Raw genomic sequence first — 12,769 nt, 5'->3', positions numbered from 1 at the left:
GATCCGCGCGGGGATCTCCTCGGGAGACCGGATCTCCTCGATTCGGCTGGTCCGGATCCGGCGCGCGCGCGGGATCCGGACCTCCGGCATCACTCCGCGCGCTCCGGCTCCGCGAGCACGCGCAGCAGCACCGGACGCGTCGCGCGCAGTGCGGCCCACACCAGGACGATGCCGAGCGCGAAGCACGCGGCGATCACGCCGAGCGACAGGGGCGCGACGATCATCGCGATCCCGACGAGAGGGAAGACGAGCACGCCCGCCGCGAGCACCGACACGACGACCGTGAACAGCAGGGGCGCCATCGTGGCCCGCGTGCGCGCTGACTCCATGACCTCGATCGGCATTCCGATCCGGTCGAGGGCGACGTGAAGCGCCCGGCGGTCGAGGATCGCCGCGGCCTGGTTGACGCCGACCGAGCACGCCACCATCGCGAAGGAGACGACGAGCGTCAGCAGCACGCCGGTCTGGACGTCCCGCATCAGCACCCCGGCATCCTGCGCGTCGGCGACCATCGCCGTGCCGGCGCCCGCGATGACGGCGACGAACGACGTCATCGCCACGCCGCCGACCTGCCGCCACGCCGCCTTCGGCGACTCGAGCACCGTGCGGGCGGCGACGAGGCGCGCCGCCGTCGTGGCGCGCCGGGCCTGGATCTTCGCGAAGACTCCGATCGTCCAGGGTCCGAGCAGGTTCAGCACCGCCATCCCCGCACCGAAGACGGCGGCGATCACGAAGGCGAAGGCCGCGCCCGGCGCCAGCGCCGGCACGTTCAGCGCGACGAAGCCCGCCGCGATCACGACGACGGCGATGAGGACGCGCACCCAGTGGAGCTTCGGCGCGTCGGTGCGCGCCCGCACGCCGAGCGGGGACAGCACCACCTGACGCAGGCCGATCGCCGCGCTGATCGCGGCGAGCAGCGCCACGCCGACGACGACCGCGGCGATGGCCGGGATTCCCGTCCACAGCGACGCACCGCCGATGGGCGCGCCGCCGAACGAGACGAGGCCGACGAGCGGCATGAGCAGGGCGTACAGCACCACCCCGGCGAGCGCGCCGGCGACCGCGACGGCCGTCGACTCGAGCACGGTGATGGCGCCGACGGTCGGGGTCGACGCGCCGAGCAGGCGCAGCGTCGCCAGGCGGTCGTCGCGGCGACGCGCCGACAGCCGCGCGGCCGCGCCACCGAGCGAGAGCAGCGGGATGACGAGCACCGCGAGCGCGATGACGCTGAGCAGCTGGTAGACGGGAGCGTCGGGCTGCGCCGTGACGTCCCAGCGCCAGAACATCAGCACCCCGCCGAGCACGACGAGCATCAGCGCCGTGGTGACGGCGAACGCGACGGCAGGCAGGGCGAGGGCCGCGGCGCTCTGGGCGCTGGGCCGGCCGAGCATCCAGGTGAGGCGCGCCACCGGCGCACGCCCGGATGCGGGAGCGAGCGGCGCGGGGGCGGCGATGACGCTCATCGCGCGACCTCGGTGCCGGAAGCCTGCGTGGCGACGGTCTCGCCGGTGATCAGGCCGTCCTGCATCCGGATCACCCGCGTGCAGCGCGCGGCGACCTGCGGGTCGTGGGTCACGACGACGAGCGCGTTGCCGCGGCTCAGGGTCGACTCGAGCAGCGCGGTCATCACCTCGGCGGAGGTCGCGGAGTCGAGCGCACCGGTGGGCTCGTCGGCGAACAGGATGCGCGCGCCGGTCGCCTGGGCGCGGGCGATCGCGACGCGCTGCGCCTGGCCGCCCGACAGCTGCCCGATGCGGCGCTGCTCCATGCCGGCGAGGCCGAGCGCGGCGAGCCACTGCGCCGCGTGGGCCTCGGCCGGACCGCGCGCGTGTCCCGTGAGCAGCAGCGGCAGCGCGACGTTCTCGACCGCCGTGAGCTCGGGGATCAGCAGACCCTGCTGGAACACGAAGCCGAACTCCTCGCGGCGCAGGCGGGAGCGCTCCCGCTCCCCCAGGCCGTCGATCCGGATGGGCCCGGTGCGCCCGTTGAGGGCCACGGTTCCCGCGTCGGGAGGGAGGATGCCCGCGAGCACGTGCAGGAGGGTCGTCTTCCCCGAGCCGGAGGCGCCCATGATCGCGACCGCCTCACCCGCGCGCACGTCGAGGCTGACGCCGCCGAGGGCGCGCGTCGTCCCGTACGTCTTGACGAGGTCGGATCCGGTCAGGATCGATTGCGTCGTGGGGAGGGGTGTCGAGGTCGGAGGTGTCGAGGTCATGATTCAAGCCTCGTCCCCCCGCGGTCCTGGCGCGTCCGCCGGGGTATGGATCCGGGTCATCCTGCGGATGTAGATCCGCCCCGGCCGCCTACTTCCCCGCGCGCACCCGGAGCTCGCGCGCCAGGTGGTCGCGCTGCTCGAGGACGAGCCGGCGAAGCGATGCCGGCGCCTCGGCGTTCGCCGCGAGCCACCCGTCGACCAGGTCGAGCGTGTCCGACGACGGGAACAGCCCGGTCACGAGGCGGCGCGCGATCTCGATGCTGCGCTCCGCCCACGCCTCGCGGATTCGGCTGAAGTACTCCTCGTCGAAGCGGGCGATCAGGGGGCGGCTGTCGCCCGTGCGGAAGCCGGCGATCGTCGCGTCGAGGTGGTCGTTCGTGAGCGAGCGATCCTGCCAGGCCGACTCCCAGGCGGCCGCGCGCACGTCCGCCTCGGGACGCGCGGCGAGCACCCGGATCCAGGCGGTCCGGCCCGTCGCCGTGTCGTCGCGCGCGAGCTCCGCCGCGGCCTCCGCCTCGCCCGCGTGGCCGGTGGCGGCGAGCGCGGTCAGCCACGACCAGCGAAGGTCTGCATCGAGCGGCAGCCCCTCGGGGCCCGGGCGCGCACCGTCGAGGATCTCCCGCAGCTCGGTGGCCCGGGCGTCGTCGAAGGCGGCGGCGCCCGAGAGGGCGCGGGCCCAGGCGAGCTGCGCTCCGCTTCCCGCGGGGGCGGCGTGCGCCTGCTCCCACGCGGTGTCGAGCCAGGCCCGACGCTCCTCGGCGCGCGCGTCCCGCGGCACGTAGTGGCTGATCGCGAACGCCGCGTTGCCGGTGGCGGCGGTCAGCAGGCCGACGTGGGCCTCTGCCGGGGCGTGGCGGCGCACGATCGAGAGGTACCGACGCACCGGCAGCTCGCCATCGCGCGTGGCGTCCCAGAGGGAGGCCCAGATCAGGCCGCGCGCGAGCGGGTCGTCGAGCGTCGACAGCGCCTCCTCCACCGCCGCCAGCGAGAGCTCGTCGAGCCGCGCCTTCGCGTAGGTGAGGTCGCGGTCGTTGATCAGGATCAGGTCGGCGTCCGGCAGCGAGACCGGCGCCGTCGCCTCGAGCAGATCCACCTCCACCAGATCGGTGCGCTGCAGCCGGCCGTCCGCGAGGGCGTAGCAGCCGATCGCGAGACGGTGCGGGCGCGGATCCGTCTGCGACAGGACGCCGCCCGTCCGGTCGTACGCGATCGCCGACATCCCGGTGGTCTCGAGCCAGGCCCGGGACCAGGACCGCAGGTCGCGCCCGGATGCCGCCTCGAGCTGCAGGAGCAGGTCGTCGAGGGTCGTGTTGCCGTAGGCGTGCTCACGGAAGTAGCGGCGGGCTCCCTCGAAGAACGCGTCCTCACCGACGTACGCGACGAGCTGCTTGAGCACCGACGCGCCCTTCGCGTAGGTGATCCCGTCGAAGTTGAGCTTCGCGGCCTCGAGGTCGGGGATGTCGGCGACGATCGGGTGCGTCGTCGAGAGCTGATCCTGCTGGTACGCCCACACCTTGCGGCGCGCGGCGAAGGACACCCACGCGTCGGTGAACCGGGTGGCGGCGGCCGAGGCGTGGGAGCCCATGTAGTCGGCGAAAGACTCCTTGAGCCAGAGGTCGTCCCACCAGCGCATCGTCACCAGGTCGCCGAACCACATGTGCGCCATCTCGTGAAGGATTGTGTTCGCCCGTGCCTCGCGCTGCGCATCGGTCGCCGCACCGCGGAAGACGTACGCCTCGGTGAAGGTCACGAGGCCGGGGTTCTCCATGGCGCCGAGGTTGTACTCGGGCACGAAGATCTGGTCGTACGTCGACCACGGGTACGGGAAGCCGAACGCCTCGTCGAAGAAGTCGAGGCCCTGCTTCGTGAGGCCGAGGATCTCGTCCGCGTCGAAGTGCTGCGCCAGCGAGGATCGGCAGTAGGCACCGAGCGGCACGCGCTGATCGCCCTTCGTCCACTCGTCCGTGACGCGGTGGTACGGCCCGGCGGCGACGGCGGTGATGTAGCTCGAGATGGGCAGCGTCGGCGCGAACTCGACGCGCTGCGCCTCCCCCGCCGGCTCCGTGCGGACGGGGGCCTGGTTCGACAGGACGTGCCATCCGGCCGGGGCGGTGATCGCGAACGTGTACCGCGCCTTCATGTCCGGCTGCTCGAAGCACGGCATCACCCGGCGGGCGTCGGCAGGCTCGTACTGCGTGTACAGGTAGGTCTCGCCGTCGACCGGATCGACGAACCGGTGCATCCCCTCGCCCGACCGGCTGTACGCGGCGACCGCCTCGACGACGACCTCGTTCGCTCCCGGCGCGAGCCCGGCGATCCGGATGCGGGCACCATCCCAGTCGAAGTCGCGCTCCGTGCCGTTCACGACAACGCGCAGCACCGCCTCGCCGATGAAGTCGATCCAGGTCGCCTCCGCGGTCGCATCGAACGACAGGGTGGCGATCGTCGGGAAGCCGCTGCGCGACGGATCCGGCGCCCCCGACAGGTCGAGTTCGACGCGGGCGGCGCGGAGCGAGATCGCGGCGGCGCGGGCGGCCGTCTCCTCGCGGGTCAGGTTGGCGGCGGCGTTGGCGGAGGTCATCCGTCAATCATGTCAAGCCCGTGCAGCCGATCCGTCACGCGACCTACGGTCGTGGAACGCAGAAGGGAGAAGCAACATGAGCGACGCCCAGCGAGGCAACGCGAAGCACGGACCACACGTGGACGACCAGCTCGAGCAGGAGAGCCGCGGCATGGTGCAGGGCGCACCGGGTGCGCCGCACGCCGAGCCGTTCCGCGAGACCGAGCCGCTTCCCGATGACACCGACGAGGCGGAGGTCGAGACGGCGTTCCGGCGCGACGGCCCCGAGGTCGCCGGTGGCGACGCGGATCCGGCCGAGAGCGAGGAGGGAGCGGAGGATGACTGACGCGAACCAGGATCTCGCCGAGCTGCTGCGACAGCCCGGCCCCTGGACGACGGTGCTGACGGACGGACGCGGCGAGCGCCCGCAGCACGAGGAGGAGGCGCGGGTGCGCGCCGTGACGGACCCCCTCGGCGAAGCGGGAGCGCCGGAGGAGGATGTGCGCGCCGTCGGCTCCGCGCTGGCCGCGGGCGACGGCCTGCCGAGCCCGTCGACGCGCTACCTTCTCGTGCGCGACGGCACGGTCGTGCTGGACGAGGCGTTCATCGGGCAGCGCATCGGGGCCGAGGTGCTGGCGCATGGCCCGGCCCCGCGGATCCTGCCGCTGCTGCGCCCCCGCGGGGGGGGCCGTCCCGTACCTCCTGGTGGAGACCGCGCGCGAGGGCGCCCGGCTGAGCCTGCGCGAGGCGCATCGCGGCGCGAGCGGCGCAAGCCAGGAGATCGAGGGCCGCACCGACAGCCTCAAGAAGGTGCAGGCGGGCGGATGGTCGCATCGCCGGTACCAGAACCACTCGGAGGACATCTGGGAGCACAACCAAGCCGAGGTCGCCGAGGCCGTCGACCGGCTCGTGCGGGAGCACCGGCCCCGGTTCGTTGTGGTCGCGGGCGATGTGCGCGCCCGGCAGCTGCTGCTCGAGCGCCTCGCGGCCGCGTCGCGCGAGCTCGTGCTTGAGGTCGACGTGCACACCAAGGCCGAGGGATCGGACGACGAGGCGCTCGATGAGGCGGTCGCGGAGGCGGTGAGCGCCGCGATCGGGGGCGACATCGACGACGCGCGGCGCCGCGCGGCCGAACGGGACGGCGCGGCGGGAGCACGCGGTGTCGGCGAGGTGATCGACGCCCTGCAGCAGGCGCGCGTCGACACGCTCGTGCTCGACGCCCGGCTCGCGGACGCGGGCGAGGACGGCGATTCCCTCGCGGCCCTCGACGCGGAACCCTGGGTCGCGCGCACCGAGCTCGACGAGCTCCCCGCCGGATCGCTCGGCTACCTCCCCGCGGCCGAGGCGCTCGCCCGCGCCGCGGTCCTGAGCGGCGCACGGGTGCTGATCGCCGAGGAGGAGCTCGCCGAGGGCGAGGCACGGGACGATCGCCCGGCGGCCGAGCCGATCGCGGCGCTGAGGCGGGCGGACGGCGGATGACCCCGCCACGAGGCCGCGTGTGGATCGGAGTCTCCGGCTGGCGGTATCCGAGCTGGCGAGGCGACTTCTATCCGCGCGGCCTCGTGCAGCGGCGCGAGCTCGAGCACATCGGCGAGCACATGTCGAGCGCCGAGATCAACGGCTCGTTCTACTCGCTGCAGCGCCCGTCGAGCTACGTGCGATGGCGCGAGAGCGTGCCCGACGACTTCCTGTTCGCCGTGAAGGCTCCGCGCTACATCACGCACATGCTGCGGCTTCGCAGCTCGGGCACCGCCCTCGCGAACTTCTTCGCCTCCGGACCGCTCGCGCTGCGCGCGAAGCTCGGGCCCATCCTGTGGCAGCTGCCCGCACGGCACCCCTTCGAACCGGGGATCCTCGACGCGTTCATGAAGTCCCTTCCCCGCACGACCGGTGAGGCGCTCGACATCGCGCGCGGGCACGACCGACGGCTCGAGGGGCGGACCGCCCTGGAGATCGACGAGGACAGGCAGCTGCGCCACTCGATCGAGCCGCGATCCGAGTCCTTCGCCGATCCCGCGTTCGCCGACCTCCTGCGCGAGCACAACGTGTCGCTGACGGTGGCCGACACGGCCGGCACCTTCCCGATGTTCGACGAGATCACGTCCGACCACGTCTATGTGCGGCTGCACGGGTCGCAGGAGCTGTACCTGAGCGGGTACACGGACGAGGAGCTGGATGACTGGGCGCGCCGGGTGCGCGCGTGGAGCGACGGATCCGGATCCCCGGACGGGGTCCCGCGCGACGTCTACGTGTACTTCGACAACGACGGTCGCGGCCGCGCGCCGCATGACGCCGTCGCCCTCGAACGCCGGATTCGCGACGCGCCCGGCGAGTGATCCGGCCGCGGTTACGGTTGAACCGTGCCCGATTCGCCCACCGACTCCCCCGCCCCCGACCGCTATGTGATCGCGACGGACGGCGCCTGCCAGGGGAACCCCGGCCCCACGGGGTGGGCGTGGGTCGGCGAGGACGGGCAATGGGCCGCGGGAGCCATCCCGCAGGGGACGAACAACATCGGCGAGCTCACGGCGCTGCTGCGCGGAATCCGCGACAACGCGCACGTCCGTCACCTCGTTGTGCAGGCGGACTCGATGTACGCGATCAACACGTACGTGTCGTGGATGGACGGTCACAAGCGCCGCGGATGGCGGACGTCGGCCAAGCAGCCGGTGAAGAACGTCGACATCCTCGAGGGCCTGATCGCCGCCCGCGACGCGCGCCGCGCCGCCGGGATGCCCGACGTTGTGCTCGAGCATGTGAAGGGCCATGCCGGCCATCGCCTCAACAGCTGGGCGGACGAGCGCGCCGTGCGCGCGGCGCGGCATGCGGCGAAGGGCCTCGAGGGCTCGTGGGAGTCGCGGGCGGGGCATCCTGCCGTCGACGTGACGGTCGCCCCGCCGGCGAGCGCCCAGGACAAACCGCGCCGGCGCTGATCCCGTCGGAATGACCGCCCGCCCACCGCGGTTGCATCCGGCATGACCGCCTCGAGCCGCACCGCGACCGTCGTCGTCATCGGGGGCGGCCAGGCGGGGTTGTCGGCGGCGTTCCACCTGATGCGCAGCGGATTCGCCAGCGCCCTTGCCTCGCCGGATGCCGCAAGCACCTTCGTCGTGCTCGACGCGAATCCCGCCGCCGGTGGTGCGTGGCAGCACCGGTGGGAGTCGCTCCACGTCGAGAAGCTCAACCGCATCTTCGACCTGCCCGGCCTGCCCCAGCCTCCGATGGATCCCGCAGAGCCGAGCCGGGATGCCGTCCCGCGGTACTTCCGGGAGTTCGAGGACCGGTACGGGCTGCCGATCCTGCGCCCGGTGCGGGTCGAGTCCGTCGACTACGCGGACGAGGACGAGGACGGCGACCTCGTTGTGCGAACCGATGGCGGGGTGTGGCTGACGCGGGCGATCATCAACGCGACGGGCACCTGGAACAACCCCGTGCTGCCGGAGTACCCGGGGCAGGAGACCTTCCGCGGTCGACACCTTCACACGCGGGACTACGGCAGGCTCGAGGACTTCGCCGGTCAGCGCGTGGCGATCGTGGGCGGCGGGATCTCGGCGGTGCAGCTGCTCGAGGAGATCTCCCGCGTCGCCGAGACCCGCTGGTACACGCGGCGCGAGCCGGTGTTCATCGAGGGCGAGTTCGATCCCGAGACCACGGGCCGCGCGACGATCGACAAGGTCACCGCCGACGTCGAGGCGGGCCGCCCGACGGGGAGCGTCGTCGGCTACACCGGTCTCGGCTGGAGCCCGTACGCCCGCGCCGCCCGCGACCGCGGCGTGCTCGTGCGGCGCCCGATGTTCACCCGCATCGAGCCGGATGGCGTGAGGGAACCGGATGGATCGCTCACTCCGGTGGACGCGATCCTGTGGGCGACCGGCTTCAAGGCCGACCTGCACCACCTCGACCCGCTGTACCTGCGCAACGAGCTCGGCGGCATCACGATGCGCGGCACCCAGGTGCGCGGCGAGCCGCGCGCGCACCTGATCGGCTTCGGCCCGTCCCAGTCCACCGTCGGCGCCAACCGCGCCGGGCGGGCCGCCGTCACCGAGCTCGTCCGCTACCTCGGCGAGGGCCGCGGCGAGGACGGCATCGCGGTCTGACGCGGCGAGCGCCGAGCGGAAGTCCGCTCCTCACTCGTATCGCGCGAGGAACTCCTCCGCCGGCAGGCTCCGGAAGTCGCCGAGTCGCGCGCGCAGCGTGTCGTGATCCCAGTCCCACCACGCGAGCCGCACAAGGCGCTCGGCGATCTCCGGCGGCTGCCGCATCCGCACGACGCGCGCCGGCACGCCCGCCACGATCGCGTACGCGGGAACGTCCTTCGTCACGATCGCGCCGGATGCGACGACCGCGCCGTCCCCCACGGTCACCTCGGGCTTCACCTGCGCCCCGTGGCCGATCCAGGTGTCGTGTCCGATCACCGTGCGGCGGGCACGGCGCTGGGCGAACCAGTCGGCGTCGTCGGTCTCATCCGGCCAGTACTTCTCCGACCGGTACAGGAAGTGGTGAAGGCTCGCCTTATCGAGCGGATGATCCGTCGCGCCGATCCGCACGAAGCTCGCGATGTTCGAGAACCGCCCCACCGTGGTGTTGGCGAGGTCGCACAGGCGGTCGCAGTAGCTGTAGTCGCCGAGGTCGACGCCGTCGAACCTGCTCCCCTCGCCCACCTCGGTGTAGCGGCCGAGGGTGCTCGCGACGACGGTCGAGCCGGCGTGCACGATCCCGGCCTCGGGCAGGGCGCTCATCCGGTCTCCTCCTGCACCGCGATCCTCGGCGGCGTGATCATCCGTCCGCCTTCTTCGGAGATGCCGCGTTCTCCGGATCCGGATCGCGCGGATGCTCCGGAGAAGCCGACATCTCCGCAGAACCCGCCACCGCACGGAGGAAGGCCGCGAGCGTCTCCCCCGCCTCCTCGAGCGTCCCGTCGTTGACGATCTCGAGGTCGGCCGGATGCCCCGGCGCGGGGTCGGGGCGGTCGAGACGCGCGGCGAGCGCGGCATCGTCCTCGCGCCCGCGTGCGGCGATCCGGGCGCGACGAACCTCCTCCGGCACCGTGATCCGCACGACGTACGCGCGCGGGAAGCGGTCGTCCAGTTCGGTCAGGACGGCGCGCGAGACGTTGCCGACCACGACCGTCCCGCCGCGCACGAGCGCCAGGTTCTCGACCGGGATGCCGTACGCGAGCCCATGTGCGCGCCAGGCGAGCGAGAACGATCCGGATGCCTCGTGCGCCGCGAACTGCTCCTCGGTCGCGAACGCGCAGTCCTCGGCCCGACCGGCGGGACGGGTGATCGCGCGGCGGGCGAACACGAACGTCGGGTCGCCCTCGAGGCGCCGGCGCGCGGCATCGATGACCGAGTCCTTGCCCGCCCCGCTCGGCCCCACGACCGCCACGAAGGCGCCGGTCATGCGACGCGCTTCCCTTCGCGCCACACGCCGCGCACGATCGGGACGGGCACACCGAGCGGGTGCTGCTCGCTCGGCGCCTCGTCGTACGCGTGAACGCGGATCAGGTCGGCGCGCCGCCCGACCTCGATGACGCCGCGGTCGTCGAGCCCGATGGCCCTGGCGGGGTTGCCGCTGATCAGCTTCGACGCCTCCGGCAAGGTCACGTCGCCGCGCGCGAACAGGAGGAACGCCGCCTGCAGCGGGCTCGCCGGGACGTAGTCGCTCGACAGGATGTCGAGCAGACCGGCGGCGAGCAGCTCGGACGCCGCGACGTTGCCGGAGTGGGATCCGCCGCGCACGATGTTCGGCGCCCCCATCACAACGAGCTGTCCGGCGGCGCGCGCGGCGCGCGCGGCGGCGATCGTCGTGGGGAACTCCGAGATGCCGACGCCGAGCGCCACCCCCTCGTCGACGTGCGCCTGCGTGGCGTCGTCGTGCGCCGCCATCGTGATGCCGCGCGCCGTGGCGCGCTCGGCCATCAGACGCCGGTGCGGGTGCGCGTACTGCGCCGACAGACGGTGGAGCTCCTCGACGTGCGACTCGAACTCCTCGTTCGTGAGGCGCCCCTTGCCCACCATGTAGGTGCGGAACGCCTCGACGTCGGCGTACTGCCGCTGGCCGGGGGTGTGATCCATGAGCGAGACCATGCGCACGCGGTCGTGCGCCCCGACCTCGTCGAACACGTCGACGACGTCGGGCGTCGACACCTCGCAGCGCAGGTGCACGAAGTGATCGGCGCGCAGCAGCCCCGACTCTGCCGCGTGGACGACGGCGTCGATCAGGGTGCGCGCGTTCTTCGCCATGTTGTTGCCGTCGGTCGGCCCGGTGCCGATGCGCAGCGCATCCAGGACGGTCGTCATGCCGGACGCGGCCATCTGTGCGTCGTGCGCGATCACCGCCGGGATCGGATCCCAGTACCGCTTTGGCCGCGGCTGGAAGTGCGCCTCCACCTGGTCGGTGTGCACCTCGACGATGCCGGGCATCAGGAAGTCGCCCTGCAGATCCTCGCCGGCCACGGTCGGCGATCCGGAGACGTCCACGATCGCGCCGTCGACGACGCGGACCGATCCGTGGATCACCTCGTCGTCGAGCACCACTCGCGCGTTCGTGAAGACGGTCTCGTTGCTCATTTCGCCTCGCTTTTCTCGCTCGCCGCAATCGCGGGGGCGAAGGGATGGACGGAGTGCATCTCGAAGGGCGCGCCCGGCTCGGGCTCGACGAACAGGGCGATGGACTGCAGGGGGACGTCGACGCCCGCGACCTCCGCGAAGTGCTCCTCGAGCGCCGCGTCGACCTCGTCCGAGCGCTCGGTGGGCACCGGATCGGTGAGCGTCAGGTGGAAGCGGAACTCGTCGAACACGAACGGGTATCCCCACTTCTCGAACAGCTCGCGCTGCCGCGGGGTCAGCCGCTCGGGCCGGCGCCGGCGGATCTCTGCCTCGTTCGGCGCGGCGCGGAATCCGTCGAACTCCCGCACGGCGTCCGCAGCGAGCGCGTCGAGGCCCGCCTGATCGCCATCCGGCAGCAGCGCGCGGAAGTGCCCGAGCGTCGCCGGACGGGGCGCGGCGATCATCACGGGCCGGCGCGCGGCGGCGAACGCGTCCGCCACCTGCCGCAGCTCGGCCTCGGTGCGCCCCTCGGCGAGCCGGAACGGCGCCTTCAGCGTGGCGTGGAAGCCGTACCGGCGCGCATCCACGGTGAGGTCCCGGAACTTCGCCCGCGCGTAGCAGGCCTCGACGGCCTCTCGCAGCCGCACGGCCTCGGGGGCGTCGGTCGCGCCGAGGGCCCCCGGGAGCGCGTACACCGCGTACCGGATCACGCCGCGGCTCCCGCGGGCTGGGGCGTGAACGCGCGCACGTCGACGACCGCGTCGCCCACGGCGTCGCGCACATCCGCGTCGTGGAAGATCGCGAGCATGCCGACGCCGCGCGCGAGACGCTCGCGGATCAGGCCGATCACCACCTCGCGGTTGCGCGCGTCGAGCGAGGCGGTGGGCTCGTCGAGCAGCAGCAGCGGCCGCTCGGCGATGAACCCGCGCGCGATGTTGACGCGCTGCTGCTCGCCGCCCGAGAACGTGGCGGGCGGCAGCGTCCAGAGCCGCTCGGGGATGCTCAGCCGCGACAGCAGCTCGGCCGCGCGCTCGCGGGCGGTGTCGCGGTCGGCGCCGCGCTCGACGAGCGGCTCGGCGACGACATCGAGCGCGGCGACCCGCGGCACGGCGCGCAGGAACTGGCTCACGTAGCCCATGGTCTCGCGCCGGGCGGCGAGCACCTCCCGCGGCTGGGCGGCGGCGAGGTCGAGCACGCGGCCGTCGTGGGCGAGCAGGATGCGCCCCGCGTCGGCGCCGTAGCTGCCGAACACCATCTTCATGACGGTGCTCTTGCCCGATCCCGACTCCCCGCCGAGCACCACGCACGTCCCGCGCGGCACGTCGAAGGTCAGCCCGCGCAGCACGGGAAGGCGCTGCGCGTCCTGCAGGTGGAGGGTGAAGGTCTTGTCGACGTCCTGAACGGACAGGACGAGATCCGGATCGATGGTGTGAGAGGTCATGA

13 protein-coding genes are annotated in these 12,769 nt (G+C 73.0%); 5 read left to right on the top strand and 8 right to left on the bottom strand.

Translation table 11 applies throughout. The features are described 5' to 3' along the window. Positions 1 to 89: 89 nt before the first annotated feature. From IR155_RS02340 to pepN, 3 genes are all read right to left on the bottom strand, one after another. Positions 90 to 1,463, bottom strand: a complete 1,374-nt coding sequence (locus tag IR155_RS02340; RefSeq protein WP_135112787.1) for a permease — start codon at positions 1,461 to 1,463, stop codon at positions 90 to 92. Next, the gene (locus IR155_RS02335; protein WP_135112785.1) at positions 1,460 to 2,215 is read right to left on the bottom strand and encodes an ABC transporter ATP-binding protein; all 756 of its coding nucleotides are present in this window, start codon (positions 2,213 to 2,215) and stop codon (positions 1,460 to 1,462) included. The genes IR155_RS02340 and IR155_RS02335 overlap by 4 nt, the downstream gene beginning before the upstream one ends. An 88-nt stretch (positions 2,216 to 2,303) precedes the next feature. After that, positions 2,304 to 4,796, bottom strand: a complete 2,493-nt coding sequence (pepN, locus tag IR155_RS02330; RefSeq protein WP_135112783.1) for an aminopeptidase N — start codon at positions 4,794 to 4,796, stop codon at positions 2,304 to 2,306. Positions 4,797 to 4,872: 76 nt separating this feature from the next. Here pepN and IR155_RS02325 point away from each other — a divergent pair, with 76 nt between their 5' ends. The 5 genes from IR155_RS02325 (at position 4,873) to IR155_RS02305 (ending at position 8,872) form a co-directional block, all read left to right on the top strand. After that, complete coding sequence (locus tag IR155_RS02325) at positions 4,873 to 5,121, top strand: hypothetical protein (RefSeq protein ID WP_135112781.1); 249 nt, start codon at positions 4,873 to 4,875, stop codon at positions 5,119 to 5,121. Positions 5,122 to 5,480: 359 nt separating this feature from the next. Further along, a complete protein-coding gene (locus IR155_RS02320; RefSeq protein WP_135112779.1) occupies positions 5,481 to 6,254 on the top strand; it encodes a baeRF2 domain-containing protein in 774 nt (257 codons plus the stop codon). Next, positions 6,251 to 7,111 (top strand): DUF72 domain-containing protein, encoded by an 861-nt coding sequence (locus IR155_RS02315; protein ID WP_135112777.1) that lies wholly within the window; start codon positions 6,251 to 6,253, stop codon positions 7,109 to 7,111. Before IR155_RS02320 ends, IR155_RS02315 begins: the two co-directional genes overlap by 4 nt. Before the next feature lie 24 nt (positions 7,112 to 7,135). Beyond that, positions 7,136 to 7,708 (top strand): ribonuclease H family protein, encoded by a 573-nt coding sequence (locus IR155_RS02310; RefSeq protein WP_233441068.1) that lies wholly within the window; start codon positions 7,136 to 7,138, stop codon positions 7,706 to 7,708. A 42-nt stretch (positions 7,709 to 7,750) separates the two neighbouring features. Further along, entirely contained in the window at positions 7,751 to 8,872 is a 1,122-nt protein-coding gene (locus tag IR155_RS02305; RefSeq protein WP_135112775.1) for a flavin-containing monooxygenase, read from the top strand. 30 nt (positions 8,873 to 8,902) lie between these two features. On the opposite strand, the gene IR155_RS02300 is transcribed toward IR155_RS02305, so the two are convergent. The 5 genes from IR155_RS02300 to phnL are packed head-to-tail and all read right to left on the bottom strand — an operon-like array spanning position 8,903 to position 12,767. After that, a complete protein-coding gene (locus IR155_RS02300; RefSeq protein WP_135112773.1) occupies positions 8,903 to 9,514 on the bottom strand; it encodes an LbetaH domain-containing protein in 612 nt (203 codons plus the stop codon). Positions 9,515 to 9,551: 37 nt separating this feature from the next. Beyond that, on the bottom strand, positions 9,552 to 10,178 hold the full coding sequence (phnN, locus tag IR155_RS02295; protein WP_135112771.1) for a phosphonate metabolism protein/1,5-bisphosphokinase (PRPP-forming) PhnN: 627 nt from the start codon (positions 10,176 to 10,178) through the stop codon (positions 9,552 to 9,554). After that, positions 10,175 to 11,347, bottom strand: a complete 1,173-nt coding sequence (locus tag IR155_RS02290) for an alpha-D-ribose 1-methylphosphonate 5-triphosphate diphosphatase (RefSeq protein ID WP_135112769.1) — start codon at positions 11,345 to 11,347, stop codon at positions 10,175 to 10,177. The genes phnN and IR155_RS02290 overlap by 4 nt, the downstream gene beginning before the upstream one ends. Further along, a complete protein-coding gene (locus IR155_RS02285; RefSeq protein ID WP_135112767.1) occupies positions 11,344 to 12,036 on the bottom strand; it encodes a DUF1045 domain-containing protein in 693 nt (230 codons plus the stop codon). Before IR155_RS02285 ends, IR155_RS02290 begins: the two co-directional genes overlap by 4 nt. Then, the gene (gene phnL, locus IR155_RS02280; RefSeq protein WP_135112765.1) at positions 12,033 to 12,767 is read right to left on the bottom strand and encodes a phosphonate C-P lyase system protein PhnL; all 735 of its coding nucleotides are present in this window, start codon (positions 12,765 to 12,767) and stop codon (positions 12,033 to 12,035) included. Before phnL ends, IR155_RS02285 begins: the two co-directional genes overlap by 4 nt. Between the last annotated feature and the right edge of the window lie 2 nt (positions 12,768 to 12,769).

The organism is Microbacterium paludicola, assembly GCF_015235415.1.
Taxonomy (GTDB): Bacteria; Actinomycetota; Actinomycetes; order Actinomycetales; family Microbacteriaceae; genus Microbacterium; species Microbacterium paludicola.
This window is presented reverse-complemented; position numbering and strand designations above follow the sequence as displayed.